At 73.0% G+C, this 24,416-nt stretch carries 18 protein-coding genes; 2 read left to right on the forward strand and 16 right to left on the reverse strand.

Annotation, left to right across the window (positions count from 1 at the left end):
- Positions 1-222: 222 nt before the first annotated feature.
- From ACODT5_RS13570 to ACODT5_RS13595, 6 genes are all read right to left on the reverse strand, one after another.
- Positions 223-1,164, reverse strand: a complete 942-nt coding sequence (locus ACODT5_RS13570) for a FadR/GntR family transcriptional regulator (RefSeq protein ID WP_422519419.1) — start codon at positions 1,162-1,164, stop codon at positions 223-225.
- A 150-nt stretch (positions 1,165-1,314) separates the two neighbouring features.
- Positions 1,315-3,111, reverse strand: a complete 1,797-nt coding sequence (locus ACODT5_RS13575) for an ATP-binding cassette domain-containing protein (RefSeq protein WP_422519420.1) — start codon at positions 3,109-3,111, stop codon at positions 1,315-1,317.
- Positions 3,112-3,317: 206 nt separating this feature from the next.
- Positions 3,318-4,064: an NUDIX hydrolase gene (locus ACODT5_RS13580; protein ID WP_385369473.1), complete on the reverse strand. Its 747-nt coding sequence runs from the start codon at positions 4,062-4,064 to the stop codon at positions 3,318-3,320.
- Positions 4,065-4,202: 138 nt separating this feature from the next.
- A complete protein-coding gene (locus ACODT5_RS13585) occupies positions 4,203-6,203 on the reverse strand; it encodes a glycogen debranching N-terminal domain-containing protein (RefSeq protein WP_422519421.1) in 2,001 nt (666 codons plus the stop codon).
- Between the two features lie 359 nt (positions 6,204-6,562).
- A complete protein-coding gene (locus tag ACODT5_RS13590) occupies positions 6,563-7,852 on the reverse strand; it encodes a DUF4192 domain-containing protein (RefSeq protein ID WP_422519422.1) in 1,290 nt (429 codons plus the stop codon).
- Positions 7,853-8,006: 154 nt separating this feature from the next.
- The gene (locus ACODT5_RS13595; protein WP_422519423.1) at positions 8,007-10,157 is read right to left on the reverse strand and encodes a RecQ family ATP-dependent DNA helicase; all 2,151 of its coding nucleotides are present in this window, start codon (positions 10,155-10,157) and stop codon (positions 8,007-8,009) included.
- Between the two features lie 367 nt (positions 10,158-10,524).
- Here ACODT5_RS13595 and ACODT5_RS13600 point away from each other — a divergent pair, with 367 nt between their 5' ends.
- Positions 10,525-11,154, forward strand: coding sequence for a hypothetical protein (locus ACODT5_RS13600; protein ID WP_422519424.1), 630 nt, complete (start codon positions 10,525-10,527; stop codon positions 11,152-11,154).
- 186 nt (positions 11,155-11,340) lie between these two features.
- On the opposite strand, the gene ACODT5_RS13605 is transcribed toward ACODT5_RS13600, so the two are convergent.
- The 10 genes from ACODT5_RS13605 to nrdR form a co-directional block, all read right to left on the reverse strand.
- The gene (locus tag ACODT5_RS13605; protein ID WP_422519425.1) at positions 11,341-11,937 is read right to left on the reverse strand and encodes a hypothetical protein; all 597 of its coding nucleotides are present in this window, start codon (positions 11,935-11,937) and stop codon (positions 11,341-11,343) included.
- A gap of 59 nt (positions 11,938-11,996) precedes the next feature.
- Complete coding sequence (locus ACODT5_RS13610) at positions 11,997-12,707, reverse strand: ribonuclease HII (RefSeq protein WP_422519426.1); 711 nt, start codon at positions 12,705-12,707, stop codon at positions 11,997-11,999.
- A gap of 572 nt (positions 12,708-13,279) precedes the next feature.
- Positions 13,280-15,007, reverse strand: a complete 1,728-nt coding sequence (locus ACODT5_RS13615; protein ID WP_422519427.1) for a DUF4153 domain-containing protein — start codon at positions 15,005-15,007, stop codon at positions 13,280-13,282.
- A gap of 128 nt (positions 15,008-15,135) precedes the next feature.
- Positions 15,136-16,050 (reverse strand): ADP-ribosylglycohydrolase family protein, encoded by a 915-nt coding sequence (locus tag ACODT5_RS13620; RefSeq protein WP_422519428.1) that lies wholly within the window; start codon positions 16,048-16,050, stop codon positions 15,136-15,138.
- Between the two features lie 11 nt (positions 16,051-16,061).
- Complete coding sequence (locus ACODT5_RS13625) at positions 16,062-16,721, reverse strand: histidine phosphatase family protein (protein WP_385369488.1); 660 nt, start codon at positions 16,719-16,721, stop codon at positions 16,062-16,064.
- Between the two features lie 122 nt (positions 16,722-16,843).
- Entirely contained in the window at positions 16,844-17,449 is a 606-nt protein-coding gene (locus ACODT5_RS13630) for a YdbC family protein (protein WP_250748831.1), read from the reverse strand.
- Positions 17,450-17,481: 32 nt separating this feature from the next.
- The gene (locus ACODT5_RS13635; protein WP_422519429.1) at positions 17,482-18,306 is read right to left on the reverse strand and encodes an arylamine N-acetyltransferase family protein; all 825 of its coding nucleotides are present in this window, start codon (positions 18,304-18,306) and stop codon (positions 17,482-17,484) included.
- A 205-nt stretch (positions 18,307-18,511) separates the two neighbouring features.
- Entirely contained in the window at positions 18,512-19,252 is a 741-nt protein-coding gene (locus ACODT5_RS13640; RefSeq protein WP_422519430.1) for a class I SAM-dependent methyltransferase, read from the reverse strand.
- A gap of 254 nt (positions 19,253-19,506) precedes the next feature.
- On the reverse strand, positions 19,507-22,401 hold the full coding sequence (locus tag ACODT5_RS13645) for a vitamin B12-dependent ribonucleotide reductase (RefSeq protein WP_422519431.1): 2,895 nt from the start codon (positions 22,399-22,401) through the stop codon (positions 19,507-19,509).
- Positions 22,402-22,543: 142 nt separating this feature from the next.
- Positions 22,544-23,053 (reverse strand): transcriptional regulator NrdR, encoded by a 510-nt coding sequence (nrdR, locus tag ACODT5_RS13650; protein WP_250748823.1) that lies wholly within the window; start codon positions 23,051-23,053, stop codon positions 22,544-22,546.
- Positions 23,054-23,530: 477 nt separating this feature from the next.
- Between nrdR and lexA the strand changes: the two genes are divergently transcribed.
- Entirely contained in the window at positions 23,531-24,322 is a 792-nt protein-coding gene (gene lexA / locus ACODT5_RS13655; RefSeq protein ID WP_385369496.1) for a transcriptional repressor LexA, read from the forward strand.
- Positions 24,323-24,416: the final 94 nt, after the last annotated feature.

Genomic DNA, 24,416 nt, shown 5'->3' on the forward strand with positions numbered 1-24,416 from the left:
TGTGTCCGAACACGCCCCGTTTCGCGGGCCGGACGACTCCCCGGAAGCGGAGTCCCGGCGACCGCGGACCGGAACCGGGAGGCTACCGGGGAGTTAAGCAGGACCCCGACGGGGGGCCGGACTCCGCTGCCGCCGGCCCCTCCCCGGACGGGGTCCGGGGGTGCCACCCGGGACCGGCGGCCCATCGACACGCTCACGCCCGCGCCCCTGCGCTGCGGCCCGTCAGTGCTCGCGCGGGGCGGGAACCACGCGCTCTACCTCCGGATGCACCGTCAGAAGCTGGCGCATGGCGTTCTCCGCGCCCATCGCGTCGCCGGCGGCGATGGCTTCGACCATGCGCGCGTGGTGCGCCACGCAGGTCTCGCTGGGGCGGTCGCAGGCGGTGATGGGGCTGCCGGACACCTGCAGGGCGGCGGAGACGATGCCGGAGAGGTGCTCCAGCATGCGGTTGGCCGCGACCTGGATGAGCAGGGCGTGGAACTCGTGGTCCGCACGCGCGAAGGTGATCGAATCGCCCTGACCGAGGGCGTGTCCCATGATCTCGACCATGTCGGCGAGGCGCTGCTGGATCTCCGGGCGGCCGTGGCCGGCGGCGAGGCGGGCGGCGAGCGGCTCGATGGTCCAGCGGAGTTCGCCCAGCTCGCGGCGCTGGTCGTCGCGCTGCGGGCCGAAGGCGCGCCACTCGATGATGTCGGGGTCGAGCAGGTTCCAGTCGGCGACCGGGCGGACCCGGGTGCCGACGTTGGGGCGGGCGCTGACGAGGCCCTTGGCCTCGAGGACCCGCAGCGATTCGCGGACGACGGTGCGGGAGACCTCGAAACGCTGCCCGATCTCCTCGGGGACCAGCGGGCGGTCCGCGCCGAGGTCGCCGGAAACGATCATCTGGCCGAGCTGCTGGACGAGTTGGCCGTGCAGTCCGCGGCCGCGGCTGCCTGCGGCGCGGCGGCCGACCCGGCTCAACTCGACGTCGGATCCGTCCCAGTGGGGCACGCCCACCCGGTCGGCCCCCGAGGCCTCCGGGTAGGGGTAGCGGTCGAGTTCGCCCGCGCCGGCGAGGCCGGAATCGGCATGGCGGGCGGCGGTCATCATGGTGTGCGCAAGGGTACTCACGAATCCTTTGTCGGCCTTGTCTCCGCGACCCTTGAGGTCTTTGGTGAAAAGCACACGAAAGGGTGATCGGTGCCACCTACGCAATTGACGACTTATCGTAAAGAACCGGGCCTTTTGCGGGGAGTTGCGGTCCGCCGGGCTTGATGTGGACCACAACGGTCCCGTTGGGTCCGGACCGGCGTCGGAACGATCACCAACGATCCCTCACAAACGGACGCGGCCGCGCAGTCCTGTGAACCCATAGGCGCACAACAGGACCATCAGCGACAACACCAGTGCGGTGCCGACCGGTTGGGCCATCACCCGGATCGCCCCGAGCACCACCCGGTCCGCCTCCGGCGGCCACTGCGCCCAGGCCAGGCCGCGCAGCCGCTCCGCGAGTCCGGTGACCGGGTACGCGGACGGGCCGTCCAGGGCCTTGCGCACCAGCGGTACGACCATCACCGGTACGGCGAGCACCGCGGCCAGGCCGGCGGAGGCGGACCGGAAGACGCCGGAGGCCAGGACCCCGGACCAGGCGCAGCCGATGAGCAGCCCCGCCCAACTCGCGCCCGGGGAAACCCACTCCGCGGGTGTACGGAGCGGGCCGCTGCCGAACACCAGTGTCAGGGCGGCGGCGTCGGCGGTCACGGCGAGGGCGCCGAGCAGCAGCGCCATCGCGGCGCTGACCCCGAGTTTCGCCGTGAGCAGCCCGAGCCGGCGCGGGACGGTGCCGCGGTCGGCGGCGAGCGCGGGATAGCGGTACTCCTCGCCGAAGGCCAGGGCTCCGAGCAGTCCGGCGCCGAGCGCCGCGGGCGGCAGCGGGAGCAACTCCGGCCAGGCGGCGAGCAACCGGTTCTGCGGTGTGTGGCCGACCCGGGCCAGGACCAGTGCCGTGACGACGGAGACGGCGACGACGAAGGCGGCGGTGAGGACGGGGGTGGCGGTGCCGAAGAGCCGGTGCAGCTCGTAGCGCAGGGGGCGCAACGGGCCGCCGAGCCGGCGCACGGCCGAGGCGGGCGGCCCGGTGCGTGCCGGGCGGGGCCGCTCCTGGGCGCCCGCTCCGGGCGCGGCCGGCGTTCCGTCGGCGGCCGCGGCCCGGGTCCCGGAGTCGGCGCGGTCCCGGGCGCGCGGCAGCGACGGCGGCGCTCCCGCGTCGCCGGTCTCGTCGGCGAGTTGGTGGACGAGCACACCGTGCCGGAAGGCTGCCTCGCCGACCTCGGCGCAGTTGCTGCCGTAGACGGACAGCCGGCTGCCGCTCTCCTCCACGATCTCCACCGTGCGCTGGGCGGCCCGCGCTTCCCGGCCCAGTACGTCGGCCAGCCGGGCGGCGTGCGGGGTGCGCACGGCGACCCGTGGCCGGAGCCGGGTGCGGGCGAAGTCCGCGGCGTCCTGGTCGGCGACGAGCCGGCCCGCTTCGATGCTCACGACCCGGTCCGCGCTGCGGGCGGCCTCTTTCGCGTCGTCGGTGGTGAAGAGCACCGCGCCGCCGAGGGACGCGTGGCCGCGCAGCAGCCCGTGCAGCCAGCTCCGTTCGCGGGGCGAGAGCCCGGCGGCCGGCTCGTCGAGGAGGAGCGTGCAGGGGTCGGCGAGCAGGGCGGCGGCCAGTGCGACCCTGCGCTCCATGCCGAGCGAGAGCGACCCGAGCCGCTGGTCGCGCAGTCCCGCGACGCCGACGACCTCCAGCATGGCGTCGGCCCGGGCGGCCGGCACGCCTGCGGCGGCGCAGAGCATCCGCAGCTGGCCGCGCACGGTGCGCGAGGGGTTGCCGGGGAGATCGCCGAGGAGCACGCCGACCTCGCGCCCCGGATGCGGGATCCGGTGCAGGGGGCGCCCGCGGAAGTACGTGACTCCACGGCCCGGTTCGAGTTCGAGCATGAGCCGCAGTGCGGTGGTCTTGCCCGATCCGGGCTCGCCGAGCAGTGCGGTCACGCTCCCAGGGCGGGCCTCGAAGGTGAGGTCGTCCACGAGGGGCGGGAGGTTTCGACGGGGGGCGCTGGTGAGTCCGATGGCCTGGAGCATCGCTTCTCTCGCGGGGGGTGAGACCGCTCTGCGGCAGGGTGAATACCGCTAACAAGATAACGCGATATGTCCGATTTAAGGCGAAGCTCGCCCCGAATCGCGCCCGTGTCGGCACCGAGGCCGTGGCCCACAGGTGCGCGAGGACGGACACCGGCCGGGATACCGGCTCGGGTGGCGCCCCGGGGTCGGTCCGGAGCGCCTGGCCCTCAGACCTCCGGGCGCAGCATCGGAGGGTTGAGCAGCGTTGCCCCGCCGGCCCGGAACAGCTGGGCGGGACGGCCGCCCTGACGCGTCGTCGTCCCCCCGGCCGGCACCAGGAACCCGGGGGTGCCGGTGACCTTGCGGTGGAAGTTGCGCGGGTCAAGGGCGACTCCCCAGACCGCTTCGTAGACCCGGCGCAGCTCGCCGACGGTGAACTCGGGCGGGCAGAAGGCGGTGGCCAGCGAGGAGTACTCGATCTTCGAGCGGGCCCGCTCGACCCCGTCGGCGAGGATCTGCTCGTGGTCGAAGGCGAGTCCGGCGCCGGACTGGCCGTCCGTGGACAGGAGCTCGTCGACGGGGGCCCAGCGGGCGCTGTTGGCATCGCCGCCGGCCCGGGGCGCGGGCAGATCCGGAGCCAGCACCAGGTGCGCCACGCTGACCACGCGCATGCGCGGATCCCGCTTCGGATCACCGTAGGTCGCGAGCTGTTCGAGATGCGCCCCGTTGCCCACGTCCGGAGCGGCCGGGTCGTGGGCGCAGAGGCCGGTCTCCTCGGACAGCTCGCGGGCCGCGGCCGCCGACAGGTCCTCGTCCCCGCGCACGAAGCCGCCGGGCAGCGCCCAGCGTCCCTGGAACGGCTGCTCACCCCGTCGGATGACCAGCGCGCACAGCGCATGGCGCCGCACGGTGAGCACGACCAGGTCGACGGTGACGGCGAAGGGCGGAAAGGCCGACGGGTCGTAGGGCGACATGCCGCGATCATAGTCGTCTGCCTGACGATAAACAGAGCTTTGGAGATCTTCGGGCCACGGAAGCGGCCACGGAAGCGGAAGCCCGGGCCCGATCCGCCCAGCCCGGCAGGGCGCCCGCTGCGCTCCTCCCCGCTGCCGCTACCCGCCCAGTTGCAGCGCATCGGCGGCCTCCTCCACCATGCCCAGGCCCAGCCGGCTGATCCGGACCGCGAAGGGTTCCCCGGAAACCCGCAGCCCTGAGAGGCGGAGCCCGCCGAGCGGAGCGCCGGGGAGCGGTACGAGGGCGACCGTGCCGGCGGGGGCGTCCGGGCGGATCCCGGCCAGGGCGGTCAGTACGTGGATCCCGGCGGCAGCCGCGACCGCCGCCGGCCGGCAGGCCGCCGGATGCGGAAGCGGAGCACTGCCCGCGGTGCGCTGCTCGGCGGCGTACATCTCCGGGAGGCGGTACCCGAAGCCCTCCGCCGCGTCCAGCAGGCCCCGCAGCAGCCCCGTGGCCTCCTTTTCGAAGCCCGCCTGGGCCAGGCCTGCCACGGCGACCGCGCTCTCGTACGGCCGTACCGCGCCCGAGCGGTACCCGAACGGGTTGTGCCCCGGCTCGCGGACCGCCATGCTCCGCAGCCCCCAGCCGGAATCCATGGCGGGGGCTCCGAGCAGCCGTGCCAGCTGCTCGGTACGGACCCGGTCGAGCAGCCCCCGGGCGAGCCGGCCGCCACCGAGCAGCCCGGTGTCGAGCAGGTGGGCGGCGGCCCCGGTCAGCCGGGGCAGGGGCCGCCCGTCGGGATGCAGGGCCGCCGCGGGCCGGCCCCCATCGGGGCCGTCGACCCAGAACCGGGCTGCGAACCGCTCCCGCAGCTCGGCGGCCCGGTCCCGCCACTCCTCGGCTCCGGGCCGACCGCACCCGGCGAGCAGGTCGGCCCCGAGGAGCGCGGCGCGATGGGCGTGGGCCTGGGTTTCACAGCGCCGGGGTCCCGGATCGGGATCGGCCAGGAAGCCGTCCTCCCCGAAGGCGCCCCGGAGCCACTCCAGGCACCGCTCGGCGGCGGGGAGCAGCTGGGCCACCTCCGCCTCGGGCATCCCCCAGCGCCGGGCTTCGGCGAGGACCGCGGGGAAGGCGAGCGTCGCCTCGGTCCCGGTGCATCCCGGGGGCAGCTGCGGCCCGGCCCCGCGGAGCGGCCCCGGGATCTTCCCCGCGTCGGCGCCCCGGCCCGCGCTCTGGGTCCGGGCCAGGATGCGCAGGGTGGCTGCGGCCAGTCCGGTGCCGAGCGGGAGCGCCATGCGGGCGGCCCACAGGGATTCCGCCGGGGCCAGTCCGAGCCGCCACGGCACTCCGGCCGCCGCATAGCTGTCGGCCGGTTCCTTCGGGTCCCTGAGCAGCAGCGCGCCCAGGTCCTGCACGCTCGTGCGCAGCCACGCCTCGGCCCGCGGGTCGTCTCCCTCCGCGCGGGCGTCGTCGGACAGCGGGTTGGCCACCTGTCCGGCGGGGGCGCGGGCTCCTCGGTCCCGGGTGGTCCGCAGCTCGATGGTCCGGGATTCGCCGGGGCGCAGTTCGAGCTGCCAGCGCAGCAGCCCGGCCGAGGCCAGCGCGTCGTCCGGCGGCGGCTCGGCCGCGGTGACGGCCTGGGCCCCGCCGCTGGTCCAGCGCAGTCCGGCGGCGTGCACCGCGGCGGGCAGCTCCGGCCCGGCCCGGCCGGCGGCCACCTCGGCCAGCTCGGCCAGGTCGGTGCCGAGCGAGACCTCCACCGGGATCCGCAGGGATCGGCCGGTGAAGCTGCGCAGGGTGATCCGCTCGGTGCCGTCGGCGTGCCGGATCCGCTCGACTCCGACGTCGGGATCGGGGCCGGGCTCCGCTCCGGTCCGCACGGTCGCGGTGAAGGAGGCCCGGTCGGCGCCGAGGCTGCGGGCCTGGACCGCGACCGGGTCCCGGCCGCCGACGCGCAGCACGCAGCGGGACAGCAGCCGGAGGCCGGCGCGGTAGATCCCGTCGACCCCCCGCCCGGTGAGCTGGCCGTGCTCGGGCGAGATGACCAGGCACGGCGCGGCGACGCAGATGACGGCACCGTGCACGGGCGGCAGGTCGGCCCTGCCGGCGGAGGCTACGCGGGAGGGGGCAACGCGGGCGGGGGGTACGGGGTGGGACATGGGTCGCCTTGTCTGCGCTCCGGGTGGATCGGCCGGGCGGCGGCGCGGCCGGGTCCCCACCACCCCCCAGCGCAACGCCCCCGCCCCCGCCCGGGTCACGGGCCCCGGCGGGGGCTGCGCCCGGCGGAGCACCGGCCTTCGCGGGGGCCGCCGCCCCAGGACCCCCCGCGCCGCTTCCCGCAGCCACCCCCGGAGCACGGACGCACGGCCTTCGCCCCGCCCGCAGCCCCCGCCGGCACAGCCGCCTCCGTCCCTGCCTCCGTCCCGGCCCCGGCCCTGACCCACGCCGCTGACCCTGCCCCTGTCCCGGCCCGCGCACCCGGCCCATCCCCTTCCGCGTACGCGTCCGCGGACGCGCTTCACTGCTCGCTCCCCGCGGTGCTGCCGGATTCGCGGCGGCTGCTCGCCTTCCCCGGGCGACCGGGCGGCCTGGTGACGGCTCCCGCCCGCCTGGCTCCTGCGGGCAGGCGCCCCCGGCGCGGCTCCCGGCGCCGCCGCTCCTCCCGCAGACACTCGCGCAGCCCCTCCGGGTCGATCCCCTCGTTGCAGGCGTGGTGGAGCAGCTGCGCGAAGCGGTACCCGTCGTCCGCCCGCAGGGCCAGCCCCAGGGCGATCCTGGCCGTCGGCTCGTCCCCGGTGGACCAGGAGACCCAGCCCGCCAGGGTGAGGGGGGCCGCCGCGTGCTCCCCGTAGGCCCCGACGCAGCGCCGGGACAGGGCCCGCCACAGCCGCAGGGCGGGTGCCGCCTCCTCGCCCTCCATCCACTCGGCGGCGACATCGCGGATCTCCCGGTCCTGGAGCCCGAGGATCAACGAGGCGGCCTCGTCGTGGCCCAGCAGCGCGTCGTCCCAGGCATCGGCTCCGGAGCCGCCTTCGGGAGGCGGGGCGAGGGTCATGCGCTGGATCAGCGCGCGGGCGAGCAGGACGGTCTCGGCCCCCACCTCCTCACGGGTGGCCCCGTCGAGGATCTTCGGCACGAGCGCGACGGCCGCACGGTCCAGGGCGCCCTCCATCTCGCGGGCCACCGTCCCGCGCAGCGGTGTCAGCCTGTGCTCGATCTCACGGAGGGAGCCGCGCACCTGGAGTCCGGCGAACGTGGCCGCCGCGGCCATCACGGAGGTGCCGGGTGCGACCAGCGCACTGCCCTCGGCAGGACAGCACCGCTCGTCCGGGCAGCAGTAGGACCAGTACCGCCCGGCGGAGAGGCACAGGGCCTCCAGTACGGGCACGTCCAGGGCCCCGCAGGCCAACCGGATCCGCTGGGCGAGGGGCCGCAGCCTGGTCATCACCCGCTGCGCGCTGTCGCCGTGGTGCGGGTCCTGGCAGAGGAAGACGATGATGCCGTCGGGCCGGGCTCCGCGCCGCACGCTGCCGCGGATCAGACAGTCGGCGACCTGCCGGGCGGTGTCCTCCCACTCCTCGGGAGCCGCGGGGATGCCCACCCGGAGCCGGCCGCCGAAGCGGCCGGCCTCCCCGTGGACCGCGACCATGACGAGGGAGTCGCTCGGGTGGAAGCCGAGCATGTAGGGCAACGCGTCGGCCAGTTCGGCCGGACTGCGCAAGGTGATCCGGGACGCGTCCACGCCTCCGGACGGGCTGGTGGACGAGGGTTCGGACGGGGTGTGTGCCGCTTCGTGATTGTTCGTCATGTCCCGAAGGTCCCGTGTCCGGGCGAATCCGGAAACCCCTGTGGATAACGCCCGAACCAACGCCCACCCCACCCCACCCCACCCCACCCCACCCCACCCCACCCCACCCCGAGCAGCGCCGATCAGCCCCGGCAAAGGGGGCCGCCAGCCGCCTTCACCCCGCCAGGGCAAGGGTCAGCGGAAGCACCTGCTCGGCTCCGCTCTGGCGCAGGAGCCGTGCGCCCACGGCCAGGGTCCAGCCGGAGTCGGCGTAGTCGTCGACGAGCAGGACCGGTCCCGGGGTGGCGGCCAGGGCGGCGGCGAGTTCCTCGGGCACGGTGAACGAGGCGGCCAGGGCGCGCAGCCGCTGGGCGGAGTTGCTGCGGTGTGCGCCGTACTCGCCCGCCTGCGCGGTGTAGGCGAGGCTCCCCAGCAGCGGGAGCCGGCCGACCCGGGCCAGGCCCTCGGCGAGCGAGCCCACCAGCTGGGGGCGGGAGCGGGAGGGCATGGCCACGATCCCGACGGGCCGGGGCATCGAGCCGCCTGCCCACCCACCCGGCGAACGGGCCCAGTCGGCCACCACGGTCACCACGGCCGCCAGGACGTCGTCCGGAACCGGCCCGTCCGCGGCCCGCTCCGACAGGAGCGGACGCAGGCGGTTGCCCCAGCCGATGTCCGACAGCCGCCCCAGCGCGCGCCCGGTGGCAGCCTGCTGCCCTGCGGGGATGCGGCCCTTGAGGTCGACGCCGACCGCGGGCATGCCCGAGGGCCACATCCGGCGGGGCTCGACCTCGACCCCCGGGCGGTCCAGCTCACCGGTCGCCGTATCGAGGGCCCCGTGGGACACGGCGGGGTCGAGCCAGGGCCCGGCACAGGTGTCGCAGCGGCCGCAGGGGGTCGCCTTCTCGTCGTCGAGCTGGCGCTGCAGGAACTCCATCCGGCACCCCGTGGTCGCCACGTAGTCCCGCATGGCCTGCTGCTCGGCCTGCCGCTGCCGGGCCACCCACTCGTACCGCTGCGCGTCGTACGCCCACGGCTGTCCGGTGGAGGTCCAGCCCCCCTTCACGCGCTTGACCGCACCGTCCACGTCCAGGACCTTGAGCATCGTCTCCAGCCGCGAACGCCGAAGGTCCACCAAGGGCTCCAGCGCGGGCAGCGACAACGGCCGACCGGCCTGTTCCAGTACGTCCAGGGTCCGCCGGACCTGCTCCTCGGGCGGGAATCCCACCGAAGCGAAGTACGCCCAGATCGCCTCGTCCTCCTTCCCCGGCAGCAGCAGCACGTCGGCGTGGTCCACGCCGCGCCCCGCACGACCCACCTGCTGGTAGTAGGCGATCGGGGACGAGGGAGAGCCCAGGTGCACCACGAACCCCAGGTCCGGCTTGTCGAAGCCCATCCCCAGTGCGGAGGTCGCCACCAGCGCCTTCACCCGGTTCGCGAGCAGGTCCTCCTCGGCCTGCAGCCGGTCCGCGTTCTCCGTCTTGCCCGTGTAGGAGGCCACCGGATACCCGCGCTGCCGCAGGAACGCCGCGACCTCCTCCGCAGCCGCCACCGTCAGCGTGTAGATGATCCCCGAGCCCTGCAGGTCGCCCAGCCGCTCCCCCAGCCACGCCAGCCGGTGCGCCGCGTTGGGCAGCTCCAGTACGCCCAACCGCAGGCTCTCGCGGTCCAGCGCGCCGCGCAGGACCAGCGCGCCCCCGCCTCCCGTGCCCAGCTGCTCGGCCACATCGGCCGTGACCCGTGCGTTGGCCGTCGCGGTGGTGGCGAGGACGGGCACGCCGGGTGCGAGCTCGGCGAGCATGGTGCGCAGCCTGCGGTAGTCGGGGCGGAAGTCGTGGCCCCAGTCGGAGATGCAGTGTGCCTCGTCGACCACGAGCAGGCCGGTCGTGGCCGCGAGCTTGGGCAGCACCTGCTCGCGGAAGTCCACCGAGTTCAGGCGCTCCGGGCTCACGAGGAGGACGTCGGTCTCGCCCCGCTCGACCTCCCCGTAGATCGTCTCCCACTCCTCCGGGTTGGCCGAGTTGATCGTCCGCGCCTGGATCCCGGCCCGCGCCGCAGCGTCGACCTGGTTGCGCATCAGCGCGAGGAGCGGCGAGATGATCACGGTCGGGCCGGCGCCGCGACGGCGCAGCAGGGCCGTCGCCACGAAGTAGACCGCGGACTTGCCCCACCCCGTGCGCTGCACCACCAGCGCCCGCCGGCGCTCCTCCACCAGGGCCGACACCGCCTGCCACTGGTCCTCCCGCAGCCGCGCCGAACCCCCCGGGGCGCCGACCAGCTCGGCGAGGATGGCATCTGCTTCAGCGCGGAGCTCCAGGTTGTCCATGCCCCCATGCAACCCGATGCCTAGGACAATCGGCCAATTCACCCAGCGTGACGTCCGATCCACGAGCCGTGCGCCTCGGCGCGGGACCGCCCGCTCCGGCGCCGGAGGGCCGCCGGGGAGCCGTATCCCCTGGTGCGGGCGTTCGGCCTGGACCGAATGAGTCATCTTCGGCGTGATGGGGCAAGGATATGAACGGCATACCGGCGAATTCTGGTCGGCGGCTCCAATTGCTCGTTGCCGCATGCTCACGGGCCACGCGAGAATTGTCTTGCTCCCGCTCGGCTCGACGGCGCACTCCTGGGCCGTGCCGCTGCGCGCCCGCACTCCAGCTGTGCCCGTTCGCGGGCGTATACCCGAAGGGAGGACCGTGACCTTCGGATTCACCCCGCCCTCGACCACGTCCCTGACCATGGCCACCGGCGGAGCCAGCCGGCACGGCAGGCTGCTGGAGCCCTCCCAGTGGACGGCGTCGGGCGTTCCCCTGCTGCGCAATCCGCGCGAGGTCGTCAGTGGACTGCACTCGCGGCACAGCCCCGTCCCGTCCACGGCCGTGATCGCCGTGCTCGGGCCCGAGGAGCGGCTCGTGGCCAGCGCGTCCTTCGTTCAGCGCTCCACCGCGGCCGACGGCTGGGAGTACCGCAACGCCCTGCTGTCCCGGCTGCGCCGGGTCCTTCCGCACGACCTGCGCCGGCGGACTCCGGTACGGACCGCCGTGCTGCTGTTCTGCCGCGACGGCGACGAGCGCTGGACCGAGGAGGACGGCGCCTGGATGTGGGGGCTGCGGGACGCCTGCACCCTGCACGGGCTGCGCTGCGGCGCGTACATCACGCTGACCCGGGGCGGCTGGCAGGTGCTGGGCGAAGGCCGCGGCGGCCGGAGCCCCAGCTCGGACTCCCGGCCCGAGCGGCTCGGCGATGCGCCGTCCGAGTTCGCCCCGCTCGCCCTGCGCGGCGGCGGCGGAGCCACGGAGGCCCTGCGCCGCACCGCCGCACGCTGAGCCCCTGCTGCTGCACGCCGGGCCCCTGCCACCACGCTCGCGGAGCGCGCGGGGCCCCGTACCCGGGACCGCCGACGCCCAACGGCCGTACACCCGGAAACGGGCGTACGGCTGGTCAGGCCTCGGACTTCGGCAGGGCCGGCCACCGGCCCGCCCCGCCCCTCGACCGTGCGGAAGTACAGGGCGTCAGACGCCCGCACCCAGCACGGAGTTGATCTGCTGCGACTCGCCGCACACGATCAGGAGCGCACCGGCTCGCGCGAGCGCGACCGGCAGGGCCGCGGCAGCCGCGTCGACCGGTCCGCCGTTGGCCGCGAAGACCACCACGGGACGGCCGGCAGCGCGCTGCACCTGCGCCGCGTCCGCGTAGAAGACGTCGTCCCGGGCGTCGTGCAGGGCCCAGTACGCGGCCTCGCCGAAGGACAGCTCGTGCGCGGCCCACGGGTGCGGGTCGCCGGTGGTGAGCACCAGGATGTCACCGGGCGCGCGCCCGGTGTCGAGCAGCAGGTCCACGGCCTCTTCGGCCGCGTCCAGCGCACCCTCGGCGGACGCCGGGATCAGCTGGACCTGCGGCACGGATGCCGAGACCGAGGGGGTGGTGGGGGCCGCCGGAGTGCGGGTGGCCTGCGGTTTCCGCGGTGCGGGCGGCGCGGGCCTGGGGGCGGGACGGGGACCGGGTACGGGGCGGGGGGTCTGCGCGCTGCGGCTCGCGGCCGGCGTGACGCGGGGACCCTGGGCACTCTCGTGAATCTGAGGCTCCTCGGGGGCGGGGGTGAGAGGCATGAGCTGATATCTATCAAACATCGGTGCGAAACGTACCGGTTGGCGGCACGTGCGTGCGATCAGAAATCGAAGCCGAGTTGGCCTCCGTTTTCGAGCTCCATCGATTCCTCGCTGCGGCGCACCTTCTTGAGGTGGCTCCAGCGGGGCAGCGCGTCGAGGTAGGACCAGGAGAGCCGGTGGTACGCGGTCGGACCCTGCTCCTCCAGTGCCGCCCGGTGTACCGGCGAGGGATATCCGGCGTTGGCGGCGAAAGCGAAGTGCTCGATTCCGTCGCCCCGTTCACCGATTTCGGCCATCATCCGGTCGCGTCGGACCTTGGCGATCACCGAGGCCGCGGCGACGGCGACGCAGGACTGGTCGCCCTTGATCACCGTCCGGACCTGCCAGGGCGCACCGAGGTAGTCGTGCTTGCCGTCGAGTATCACCGCGTCGGGCCGCACGGGCAGCGCCTCCAGGGCGCGCACCGCGGCCAGGCGCAGGGCGGCGGTCATCCCGAGTTCGTCGATCTCCTCGGGGGACGAGTGGCCCAGGGCGTAGGCCGTGACCCAGTCCTCCAGGACGCCGACGAGCGCGTCACGGCGCTTGGGGGTGAGCAGTTTGGAGTCGGTGAGTCCCGCGGGCGGCCGGCGCAGACCGGTGATCGCCGCGCAGACGGTGACGGGACCGGCCCAGGCCCCTCGTCCGACTTCGTCGACCCCGGCGATGACCTTGGCGCCGGTGGTCGCTCGGAGGGAGCGTTCGACGGTGTGAGTGGGTGCTTCGTACGGCATGGCGCCAGCAAGGTTACGCCGCCCCGGGCCGCCTGCACACCCCGCCCCCTCCCCGCCGCGCCGCCGCCCCCTTCCCGCCGCACCCCGGCCACCTCCGCGCCGCGCCACCCACCCCGCCCCGTCTCACACCCTGAGCAGCGGCGCCATCACCCCGTCGGTCGTCCCGGCGACTTCAGCGTCCGCCAATTCGCTCCCGCACACCTTCGTGCGCTACGCCGTCAGCGCCGGAGCGGCCTCGACAAGAAGCGGACCGATCCCGTCCGACCGGACGGCTCCGAGGCGATTCCACGGCACAACACCCCTCCGGCCAGCGCGTGCACCGGTTCGCACAGCCCGGCCGGGACCGGGGCACAGAACCGCTCCGCACGCGTGGGATCGCACTCGCGAAGCACCGTCCACTCGGCCGCTCCAACACGGTGCCGAGAATCGCCCGTTCGGGTCCAAGCCGGCGCCGACGACGTCCTGGATCGTCTCCGCTCCCTTCCGCGCCGGGCCGCGCAGGGCCGCGCAGGGCTCACGTACTCGACCCGGCTCTCACACTCGACGCGACCTCTAGTACTCGTAGTACTCGACTAGTACTCGACCCGGCTCCTGAAGGTCCCCAGGCTCCTGCACTGCTCGTACGACGCGCTCACCCCGCGCTCGCCGAGGATCTCCAGGGCCCGGCGCTCCCCCAGGCTCGTCGCGTACCAGGGCCTCCGGCCGGCCGCCGCCAGCTCCCTGGCGATCCCGCGCAGGGCGCAGGACCGCTGGGGCTCGGGGAGCCGGTCCAGGGCGGGTACGGCGTCCGCGGACAGCGACTGGAAGTAGGCCAGGTCGATCTTGCCGTCCTGCTCGTACCGCGTGACGTTGCCCTCCGCGATCACCCCGTCCGGGGACATCAGCCCGAAGGCCAGTACGGCCGCCACGGCGCTCCCCGCGACCGCGCGCGGCAGCCACCGCGCACCGAACAGCCCGCCGGCCATGATCAGTACGATGACCAGCCCGAGCCACAGCTCCACGCCGGCGACCGACAGCCGCAGCCTGGTCAGGCCGTACGCGTCCACGTACAGGTCCATGCGGCGCAGCGCCGAGGCGACGACCACGAGGGTCAGCACGCAGAGCGTGCCGAGCACGACGCGCACGAGCCGCCGGTCGCCGGCCCCGTCGCGCGGGGCCCAGCGCAGGGCCAGCGCGATGACGGCGAGGGTGAGCAGGGTGGCCCAGAGCAGCTGCCAGAAGCCCTGGCGCGCGTACTCGGCGTAGGTCAGGCCGGTGGACTCCAGGACCTTGCGGTAGCCGCCGAAGAGGACGGCGAGCTGAACGGCGTTGAAGGCGGCGAAGAGCAGGTTCAGCACGATGAGCGGAAGGGCCCACTCCACCCGGGAGCGCGCCTTCCCCGGGCGCACCGCGATGCGGTCCCACCGGGAGGGGGCGGCGGCGGCGCGGGCGACGGCGATCGCGACGAGGAGGCCCACCGCGAAGAGCAGGAAGCGGACCGGGCCGTCCATGCCGCTGATGTCGGGTGTCAGCCCGCTCAGCAGGTCCGCGAACGCGGCGTCGGCGGAGGCGAACAGGGTGCCGAAGAGCGCCAGCAGGGCCACCGCCACCACGACGGCCTTCGCCACCGGCAGCCAGCGCTCCCGGCGCCCCTCGCCGCGCGAGCGCAGGCCGCTCCAGACCCAGCGCACCCCGAGGACCGCCGAGTCCAGGAGGCCGACCGGGCCGAGCAGGATCCCGGGCCAGCTGCGGCTGCCGTGCAGGGCCAGGGCGCCCGTCAGGAGGGCCGCGAGCAGGGCCGTCACAGCGGGCCAGGCGGAGGCGCGCAGGGCGGGCACGGCGAGCAGCGCGAGGCAGCCGAGCGCCCAGAGCGCGGTCCACGGGCGCAGCCTGCGGCCGGCCGCACGGGCGGCCGTGTGAGCGGCGAGGAGCGCCGGCACCACCGCGAGCAGCAGGCCCGGGCCCAGCCCCTCGCCGAGGAGCAGGGAAGCGGCGATGCCGGAGGCGAGTACGGCGGCCAGCACGACGGCCGGAACCGGTCCGGCGGCGGCCGGGCGCGCGGCCTCGGCCCAGGCGAGCGGGGCCATCGACCAGGCACCGGAGGAGGCGCGCTCCTTGCGCAACTGGTGGGTCCGCCAGGCCTTGGGGTCCCAGCCGGGCGGCGGCGGGGGCGGCGCGGGCGCCGGTGGCGCGGACCCTGCGCCGGCCCCCGCGCCCGCGGCCCTCGCGGCGTCCGCCGTCGCGGCGTCCACCGTCTCCGCGTCCGCCGTCACGGCCTTCTCCGCACCGGCGCGCTCCGCACCGGCGTTCTCTGCTGACATCGGGTTCCCCTCCCCTGCCGGCCACCCCCGGCCATCGGGCGAGGGGTGGCGAAGCCGACAGAGTAGGCCGCTCATGTGCAGTTTTGAACAGGCTCAAAACGTGCCTGTGGCAGGACCGTGACAAACGGCTAGCCGGCCGCCTCCGGCAGCCAGGCCGGCAGCGCCTCGGTCCGGGCGAGCCAGGCCTGCGGCAGCACCGCGTCCCCGCGCGCGCCCAGCACTCCGCCGACGATCGCGCAGGTGGTGTCCACGTCTCCGCCCACCTGGGCGGTGGTCCAGAAGGCCCGCTCGTAGTCGTCCAGGCACCGCGCCGCCGACCACAGGGCGAACGGCACGGTGTCGTGGGCGCTGGTGCGCCGCCCGCAGCCCAGCACGGCGGCCACCGTGGTCGCGTCGCCGTAGTCGAGCATGTCGCGCGCCCGCCGCACCCCGGCGCCCACCGCGCTCCGCGGGACCAGCGCGATCACGCCGTCCAGCAGGTCGGCGGCCTTCGGGGGGCCGGCCGGATCGGCCGCCAGCGCGGCGGCGGCGGCCACGGCCATCGCGCCGCACACCGCTTCGCGGTGCTGGTGGGTGGTGTAGGCGGAGATCTCCGCCTGGTGGGTGGCCTGCTCCGGGTCGTCGGCGTACCAGGCGCCCAGCGGGGCGACCCGCATGGCCGCGCCGTTGCCCCAGGAGCCCTGCCCGTTGAAGAGTTCCGCGGCGAGCGTGCGCCAGTCCGCGCCCTCGCGGACCAGGCGCAGCATCCGGTTCACGGCGGGCCCGTAGCCGCGGTCGAAGTCGTGGTGGTGGGCGAAGGAGGCGGCCAGCGCGTCCTGGTCCACCCGGCCGTGCCCGGCGAGCACGGCCACCACCGAGCAGGCCATCTCGGTGTCGTCGGTCCACTGCCACGGATCGCTGCCGGCGGGCAGCTCGCGCCGCTTGAGCAGCGGGTAGTTCACGGGGACGAAGTACTGGGAACCCAGTGCGTCGCCCAGGGCCAGCCCGCGGAGGCTGGCCATGGCGCGTGCGTAGCGCCCTTCGGGAGAGGAGTCAGCGGTCATCGCGCGTTACTCTAGCCGTCCAGGTCATAAGGCTCGGGTGTGGTCCACCGCTCAAACGGGCGGTCCATCCGGTACCGGCCGTCGGAACCGAGCAGGAGCACCCTGTATTCGCCGTTGCCCGGGTTGGAGAGGGCCTCGAACTCGGCCACGGACCAGTGGAACCAGCGCATGCAGAACAGCCTCATCGTCAGGCCGTGCGTCACGAGGAGCACGTTCTCCGGATGGTCCGGGGCCTCGAAGCTGCGGTAGAGGCTCTCCAGGAAGGCCCCGACCCGGTCGTACACGTCGGCGCCCGACTCCCCCTGCGCGAAGCGGTAGAAGAAGTGCCCGTACGCGTCCCGGTAGGCCTTCTGCAGTCGTACGTCCTCCCGTTCCTGCCAGTTCCCCCAGTCCTGCTCGCGCAGCCTCGGCTCCTCGCGCATCCGCACGCGCGTCGGGTCCAGGCGCAGCTCCCGGAAGGTCTGCAGGGTCCGGCGGTACGGGGAGACGTACGCGCTGACGTGCTCGTCCCCGAAGAGCTCGCGCAAGCGTCCGCCGGCCTCCGCGGCCTGCTCGCGCCCGGTGCGGGTCAGCCGGAGGGCGTGGTCGGGCTCCCTCTCGTACACCGTGTCATCGGCATTGCCTTCCGATTCCCCGTGCCGGACAAGGACGATGCGCCGTGGTCGTACCATCCCACGACCCTATTCGGCCATCGGCGGGCGCGCGGACCGGGCTCGCCGTACGGCACCGGCGGCCGCCCTGCGGCCGGGTCTCCGGCGGGGGCAGAGGGCGGGGGGCCGCACGCGGCGTACGGTCAGACGGTCCAGGAGGGTTCGAGGTCGACGACGTCCCCGGTGAGAGCTTCCACGTCGGCCTGGATCTGGGCACGCAGCGACAGCCGCTCGACGCGCTCCTGCCGGTACTTGCCGTGTTCGGCCGCCGCGTGCCACATCGACAGCACCAGGAACTCACGGCCCGGAGCCTCGCCGAAGAGGCCCCGGACCATGCCGGGCGAGCCCGCCATGGCCGGGTTCCAGACCTTCTCCTGCATGAGCGCGAAATGGTCCACGCGCCCCTCCCGCACCCTGGTGTGGGCGACCCGGACGACGTCGGCGTCGGTGAACCGCGGCTCGAAGCCGGTCTTCACGTCGAAGCGGTGGTCGAAGAGCGTGACCCGCGCGTCGGTGTAGGTGCCGTTCTGCGAAGCGGCCAGCCGGTCGTGCGAGCGGGCCATGAAGGAGTCGTAGAAGGAACGGCTCTCCCAGAAGGTGAAGACGTGCGCCACCCCCTGCCGGCCCCGGCTCCAGCCGCCGCCCTGCCCCCGGAATCCCGGCTCCCCCGGCAGCCCTGCCCATTTGCGCTGCCCGCGCTCGAACCCGCGTCGGTCCGTCACCGTGCAGCGAATCCACTTGACCAGCACTGCGCCATCGTACGGTCCCGGCGGGGCCCGGGTCAGTCCTCGGCGCGGTACATCCGAAGGAGTTGGTCCGCATCCCGTTCGGACAGCCGAAGCCCGAACTCCCGGTCGAGCAGGGCGAGCAGCTCCTCGGCCGGCACCTCGCGCCGCTCGATCCGCCCGTCGGGGAACAGCCGGGACAGCTCCCGTCCTACGAGGGCCTTGCGCTCGGCGTCGCCCTGCCGCTGGACGACGACCCGGCCGAGGAAGGCGGAGCGGGGGTGCGAGGAGCTGTAGTGGTTCAGCACCACGTAGTCGACGGGGTGGTAGGGCTGCGGGGTGAAGGCGTACAGGTCGCGCCAGACGCCCTCGCGCCATGCGCGCAGCGCGAGGACCCCGTCCGCTTCCTCCCGGACGCTGAACGCCCATTCCCCCTGCCGCACTTCGGCGCCGGGGCTCGTCAGCGGCACGGGCTCGCGCGGTCCCTGCCAGCCGAACCCGGCGTCGCAGAGCCAGGGCTCCCCCTCCACGGTGACGACGAGGACGGCGTGCGTCACCGCGGTCAGGGCGTCCCCCCGGCTGCGGTTGCGGGCGCCGCGTCCGCAGACCGCGAAGCCGATCCGCTCCAGGGCGGCGGCCAGCAGGGTGTTCTGCTCGTAGCAGTAGCCGCCGCGGCGCTCGTGCACGAGCTTGTCCTCGACCGTCTTGACGTCCAGCCCGACGGGGCGGCCGAACAGCACGTCCAGGCTCTCGAAGGTGATCGCACCGGTGTGGGCCCGGTGTACTGCCTTCAACGTCGCGAGGTCCGCCCGGAGTTCCCCGCCCTCCCAGCCGATCCTCGCCAGGTAGGCGTCCAGGTCCAGCTCTTCACCGCTCCACATGGCTTCCCCGTTCTGCGCATCACGAATGCGCGGGGCGTTCCCCGGCCCCGCCGCACACCATCATCACCATGACTGCCCGGTGGCCGGAACTCCGCTGATACCCGCCCACGGCGAACGCCTTTCCCCCCACCCGCCCACCGACGCGGAAAGCGGGGACCGGCACCCTGCCGGTCCCCGCTCCTCGACTACTCGGCCCGATCGGAGGTCAGGCGCGGCAGCGCAACATCTCCAGCGGCGGGTTGGCGTGGAGGTCCGCCCAGTGGTCCGCACCGAACTCGCGCAGGCCGGCCTCCGACACCTCCAGCGGGACCCAGGTCAGCTCGCTGAACCCGGCCGCCTCCAGGCACTTCTCGTAGACCTCGCGGCGCGGGCGGTTGGCGACGAAGGAGACCGGCGGGTCGAGCAGCGCCGTGGTCCGGACCTTCGGTCCGGTCTCGCCCTCTTCTCCGGTGAGCACGCTGCGGAAGCCGTACTTCTCCGGTGTCGGCCCGTCGAAGCGGTAGTCGGGCGACTGGTTGAGCAGGAACAGCTCGGCGCCGGGCTTCAGGCTCCGGTGGATGTTGCGGCACATCACCTCGGTGGTGGCGGTGTCCGGCGCGTAGTTGAGCAGCTGGACCGCCAGACCGATGTCGAAGCGCTGCTCGAAGGGCCGCAGTTCGGACGCGTCGCCCACCTCGTAGCGCACGCCCAGCGGGGTGTGCTCCTCCAGCTTCTGCGCGACGGCGACCATCTCACCGGAGATGTCGATGCCGAGCACGTCCGCGGCGCCGCGCCGCTTGAACTCGCGGCTGTAGAAGCCGGTGCCGGAAGCCAGGTCGAGGACCGACTTGCCGCTCACGTCCCCGACCAGGGCCAGGAAGCCGGGCACCACCACGTACTGCTCCAGAGGCAGGGCCTTGAATCCCTCGTACGCCTCGCCTATCTCGTCATACTGCTGTGCACCCACTGTGTTCTCCCCCGTACTTTGTCGTGTTCACGGCCTCGGCCCCCGTCCCCGGGATGCGCCTCGGCCCCGACGGGCAGTCTTCCCGCACCCCGGCGGACCGCCGTACTAGCAAAACCCACAAAGATCATTGCCGCGTACCGGGCACAGACACGACGAAGGGGACCGGTCTCGGGCCGGTCCCCTTCGTGAAGCTGCTGGTCAGCTACCTGCGCGGGCTACGCCGGACAGTGCGTCCGGCGCGGTCCCGCCCGATGTCAGCTGCAGCCGCTGGTGGAGCCGCAGCCCTCGCAGATGTAGCAGGAGCCGGCGCGCTGCATCTTCGTACCGCAGGAGAAGCAGAGCGGGGCGTCGGCGGAGACGCCGAGCTGCATCTCGACCAGTTCGGCGTTGGAGTGCGCCGTCTTGGGGGCCGGGACCGGGACGACCGCGACCGGCTTGACGGCCGGAACGGTCTGGACCGCGGCGAGCGGGGCCGCCTGGGTCAGAGACTCCGTGTCGAGCTCCTCGTCGAGGGGCTCGTAGGAACCGGTGTCCAGGTGGCGCTGACGCTCCTCGGCGGAGTGGATGCCGAGGGCCGAGCGGGTCTCGAAGGGCAGGAAGTCGAGCGCCACGCGACGGAAGATGTAGTCCACGATCGACTGCGCCATCCGCACGTCCGGGTCGTCCGTCATACCGGCCGGCTCGAAGCGCATGTTCGTGAACTTCGCGACGTACGTCTCCAGCGGGACGCCGTACTGCAGACCGACCGAGACGGCGATCGAGAAGGCGTCCATCATGCCCGCGAGGGTCGAACCCTGCTTGGACATCTTCAGGAAGACCTCGCCGAGACCGTCGTCCGGGTAGGAGTTCGCGGTCATGTAGCCCTCGGCGCCACCGACCGTGAAGGAGGTGGTGATCCCCGGGCGGCCCTTCGGGAGGCGCTTGCGGACAGGGCGGTACTCGATGACCTTCTCGACGGTCGTCCGGATGGTGTCCTCCGCCTTGGCGGTGACCTCCTCCTTCTCCTCTTCCTTCTTCTTCGCGGAGAGGGGCTGGCCGACCTTGCAGTTGTCGCGGTAGATCGCGAGCGCCTTGACGCCCAGCTTCCACGCCTCGAAGTAGATCTCCTCGATCTCCTCGACGGTCGCCGTCTCCGGCATGTTGACCGTCTTCGAGATCGCGCCGGAGATCCAGGGCTGGATCGCGGCCATCATGCGCACGTGGCCCATCGCGGAGATGGAACGCTCGCCCATCGCGCAGTCGAAGACCGAGTAGTGCTCCTGCTTCAGGCCCGGGGCATCGACGACCACGCCGTGCTCGGCGATGTGGGCGACGATCGCCTCGATCTGCTCTTCCTGGTAGCCCATGCGGCGCAGGGCCTGCGGAACGGTGCCGTTGACGATCTGCATCGAGCCGCCGCCGACGAGCTTCTTGAACTTGACCAGGGCCAGGTCCGGCTCGACACCGGTGGTGTCGCAGGACATCGCGAGACCGATGGTGCCGGTCGGCGCGAGGACGGAGGCCTGCGAGTTGCGGAAGCCGTTCTTCTCGCCGAGGCGGATCACGTCCTGCCAGGCCTCGGTGGCCGCGGCCCAGATGATGTTGTCCAGGTCCTCGGTGCGCGGCGCGACGGCGTTGGCGTCGGCGTGCTGCTTCATGACGCGCTTGTGCGACTCGGCGTTGCGGGCGTAGCCGTCGTACGGGCCGACGATCGCGGCCAGCTCGGCGGAGCGCTTGTACGCGGTACCGGTCATCAGCGAGGTGATCGCCGCGGCGAGGGTGCGGCCGCCGTCGGAGTCGTACGCGTGGCCGGTGGCCATCAGCAGGGCGCCGAGGTTGGCGTAGCCGATGCCCAGCTGGCGGAAGGCGCGGGTGTTCTCGCCGATCTTCTGCGTCGGGAAGTCCGCGAAGCAGATGGAGATGTCCATCGCGGTGATGACCAGCTCGACGACCTTGGCGAAGCGCTCGGCGTCGAAGGACTGGTTGCCCTTGCCGTCGTCGTCGAGGAACTTCATCAGGTTCAGCGAGGCGAGGTTGCAGGACGTGTTGTCCAGGTGCATGTACTCGCTGCACGGGTTGGACGCGGTGATGCGGCCGGACTCGGGGCAGGTGTGCCAGTTGTTGATCACACCGTCGTACTGGATGCCCGGGTCGGCGCAGGCCCACGCGGCCTCGGCGAGCTTGCGGAAGAGCGACTTGGCGTCGACCGTCTCGATGACCTCGCCGGTCATGCGGGCGCGCAGGCCGAACTCGGTGCCGTTCTCGACGGCCGTCATGAACTCGTCGTTCACGCGGACGGAGTTGTTGGCGTTCTGGTACTGGACGGACGTGATGTCGTCGCCGCCAAGGTCCATGTCGAAGCCCGCGTCGCGCAGGGCGCGGATCTTCTCCTCTTCCTTCACCTTGGTCGCGATGAAGTCCTCGACGTCCGGGTGGTCCACGTCCAGGACGACCATCTTGGCCGCACGGCGGGTGGCGCCGCCCGACTTGATCGTTCCTGCGGACGCGTCGGCGCCGCGCATGAAGGAGACCGGGCCGGAGGCGTTGCCGCCGGAGGAGAGGAGCTCCTTGGAGGAGCGGATGCGGGAGAGGTTCAGGCCGGCGCCGGAGCCGCCCTTGAAGATCATGCCCTCTTCCTTGTACCAGTCGAGGATCGACTCCATGGAGTCGTCGACGGCCAGGATGAAGCAGGCGGAGACCTGCTGCGGCTGGGGCGTGCCGACGTTGAACCACACCGGCGAGTTGAAGCTGAAGATCTGGTGCAGGAGCGCGTAGGTCAGCTCGTGCTCGAAGATCTCCGCGTCGGCGGGCGACGTGAAGTAGTCGAAGTCCTCGCCGGCCTTCGTGTACGTCTTCACGATCCGGTCGATGAGCTGCCGCAGACCGGTCTCGCGCTGCGGGCTGCCGACCGCACCGCGGAAGTACTTGCTGGTGACGATGTTGACCGCGTTCACCGACCAGAAGTCGGGGAACTCGACGCCGTACTGCTCGAAGTTCACCGAGCCGTCGCGCCAGTTGGTCATGACGACGTCGCGGCGCGCCCAGGTCACCTCGTCGTACGGGTGCACGCCCGGGGTGGTGTGGATGCGCTCGATACGCAGGCCGCTCTTGGCAGTCTTGGTGCCCTTGGCGCGGGAACCTCGTGCCGAGCTGCTCGCCGTCTCTGTCATGCCGTTCCTCCCAATGCGGGCAAAACGCCCTAAAGTGCCAGCGCTATTCCGCGGCACGGTGCTGTGTCTTGTATCTACGTCTTCTTCGCCGGACCCACCGGCCGTTCCGCGACGCGCGTGCGACAGGGAACGGGCAGGCCGGTCAGTCGGCGGCGGAGGCGGGCACGGGGACCGGAGCGGTCCCACCGGGCTCGCACTCTTCGTGAGGCCGCGGCACGCGGAGTTCCGCGATGGCGGTCTCGAAGTCTTCGAGTGTGTCGAACGCCTTGTAAACGGACGCGAACCGGAGGTACGCGACCAGATCGAGGTCCTGCAACGGGCCGAGTATGGCCAGACCCACGTCGTGGGTGGTCAGTTCGGCGCTTCCGGTGGCGCGCAGCGCCTCCTCGACCCGCTGGCCGAGTTTGGCGAGGGCGTCCTCGGTGACCGGCCGCCCCTGGCACGCCTTGCGCACGCCGGAGATGACCTTGGTACGGCTGAAGGGTTCGGTCACCCCGCTGCGCTTGATCACCATCAGCGAGGCCGTCTCCACCGTCGTGAAGCGACGGGAGCAGTCGGGGCACTGGCGGCGCCGGCGGATCGACGTGCCGTCGTCGGTGGTGCGACTGTCGACGACACGGCTGTCGGGGTGCCTGCAGAAGGGGCAGTGCATGGTTCCCTCACCCTCCTCTTGGCACGACTGAATCACCTCGAGAGACCCCTGAACGGCAGAGTCGAAGCTCTGTCGGAGGCTCTCGAAGCAGCCACAAGCATATGCGATGTCGGGGGCCCCGGCAGACCGAGGACCACAACTTCTGGGTGGCAGCGCTCATCCAACCACTAGATCTTGGGTTGTGGTGGATTTACACCGCTCCGCGTGTCGCCGTGTCCGATGGCCGGATGACAGGCCTCGCGGTGCCACACTGGGCGCAGACCCGGACGGTGGCGACCCGACCCGGAAGGGTACCGTAATCAGTGACTCCGGAGCCGAACCCGCGTTCGGCCCGGACGGCCCGTCGGCGGCATATACACCTCACCAAGTGAACACGGTGGGTGATCTCCGATTTTTCACTCGAACGTGTGTTTGGCGCAACCTTTCGAAAGCAACTACCGTTGTCCAGCTAGGGAGAACATTTCGAGAGGGGCCGACGTGACCACCACCGCAGACAGTGCCACCATCACTGCCCAGAACCGCTCCCAGAGCCGACTCGAGCCGGTGCATGCCATGAATGACGCAAGTCTGAACCCGGAGGCGGAGCCCGTACGCCCCGCACGCTCGCTGCCAGGGCGACCTCCAGGCATCCGCGCCGACAGCTCCGGGCTCACGGACCGGCAGCGGAGGGTCATCGAGGTCATTCGCGACTCGGTGCAGCGGCGCGGCTACCCGCCGTCGATGCGGGAGATCGGCCAGGCCGTCGGCCTGTCCAGCACCTCTTCGGTCGCGCACCAGCTGATGGCCCTGGAGCGCAAGGGCTTCCTGCGCCGTGACCCCCACCGCCCCCGGGCGTACGAGGTGCGCGGCTCCGACCAGCCCAGCTCGCAGCCCACGGACACCACGGGCAAGCCCGCGGCCTCGTACGTCCCCCTGGTGGGCCGGATCGCGGCCGGTGGCCCGATCCTCGCCGAGGAGTCGGTGGAGGACGTGTTCCCCCTCCCCCGCCAGCTCGTCGGCGACGGAGAGCTGTTCTGCCTCAAGGTGGTCGGCGACTCGATGATCGAGACCGCCATCTGTGACGGCGACTGGGTCACGGTCCGCCGCCAGCCCGTCGCGGAGAACGGCGACATCGTCGCCGCCATGCTCGACGGCGAGGCCACGGTCAAGCGCTTCAAGCGCGAGGACGGCCATGTCTGGCTGCTCCCGCACAACGCCGCCTACCAGCCGATCCCCGGCGACGAGGCCACCATCCTCGGCAAGGTCGTGGCCGTACTGCGCCGGCTCTGATCGCCTGCGCCACCATCCAGCTCCGGGACCTACTGCGCCGGTCCCGGAGCTGCTTTGTGCGTTCTGGGCCTTCGCCCTCCGTGTCGTCGGCCTT

Source organism: Streptomyces tatrensis (assembly GCF_049310065.1).
In the GTDB taxonomy this organism is placed as follows: Bacteria; Actinomycetota; Actinomycetes; order Streptomycetales; family Streptomycetaceae; genus Streptomyces.

Excerpts from the sequence above, each read along its gene's own strand:
- ACODT5_RS13620 (WP_422519428.1), bottom strand. The coding sequence starts at position 16,050 with ATGACCGCTGACTCCTCTCCCGAAGGGCGCTACGCACGCGCCATGGCC.
- ACODT5_RS13585 (WP_422519421.1), bottom strand. The coding sequence starts at position 6,203 with ATGTCCCACCCCGTACCCCCCGCCCGCGTTGCCCCCTCCCGCGTAGCC.
- ACODT5_RS13635 (WP_422519429.1), bottom strand. The coding sequence starts at position 18,306 with ATGTGGAGCGGTGAAGAGCTGGACCTGGACGCCTACCTGGCGAGGATC.
- ACODT5_RS13580 (WP_385369473.1), bottom strand. The coding sequence starts at position 4,064 with ATGTCGCCCTACGACCCGTCGGCCTTTCCGCCCTTCGCCGTCACCGTC.
- ACODT5_RS13625 (WP_385369488.1), bottom strand. The coding sequence starts at position 16,721 with ATGGTACGACCACGGCGCATCGTCCTTGTCCGGCACGGGGAATCGGAA.
- ACODT5_RS13645 (WP_422519431.1), bottom strand. The coding sequence starts at position 22,401 with ATGACAGAGACGGCGAGCAGCTCGGCACGAGGTTCCCGCGCCAAGGGC.
- ACODT5_RS13615 (WP_422519427.1), bottom strand. The coding sequence starts at position 15,007 with ATGTCAGCAGAGAACGCCGGTGCGGAGCGCGCCGGTGCGGAGAAGGCC.
- ACODT5_RS13610 (WP_422519426.1), bottom strand. The coding sequence starts at position 12,707 with ATGCCGTACGAAGCACCCACTCACACCGTCGAACGCTCCCTCCGAGCG.
- ACODT5_RS13595 (WP_422519423.1), bottom strand. The coding sequence starts at position 10,157 with ATGGACAACCTGGAGCTCCGCGCTGAAGCAGATGCCATCCTCGCCGAG.
- nrdR (WP_250748823.1), bottom strand. The coding sequence starts at position 23,053 with ATGCACTGCCCCTTCTGCAGGCACCCCGACAGCCGTGTCGTCGACAGT.
- ACODT5_RS13575 (WP_422519420.1), bottom strand. The coding sequence starts at position 3,111 with ATGCTCCAGGCCATCGGACTCACCAGCGCCCCCCGTCGAAACCTCCCG.
- ACODT5_RS13605 (WP_422519425.1), bottom strand. The coding sequence starts at position 11,937 with ATGCCTCTCACCCCCGCCCCCGAGGAGCCTCAGATTCACGAGAGTGCC.
- ACODT5_RS13590 (WP_422519422.1), bottom strand. The coding sequence starts at position 7,852 with ATGACGAACAATCACGAAGCGGCACACACCCCGTCCGAACCCTCGTCC.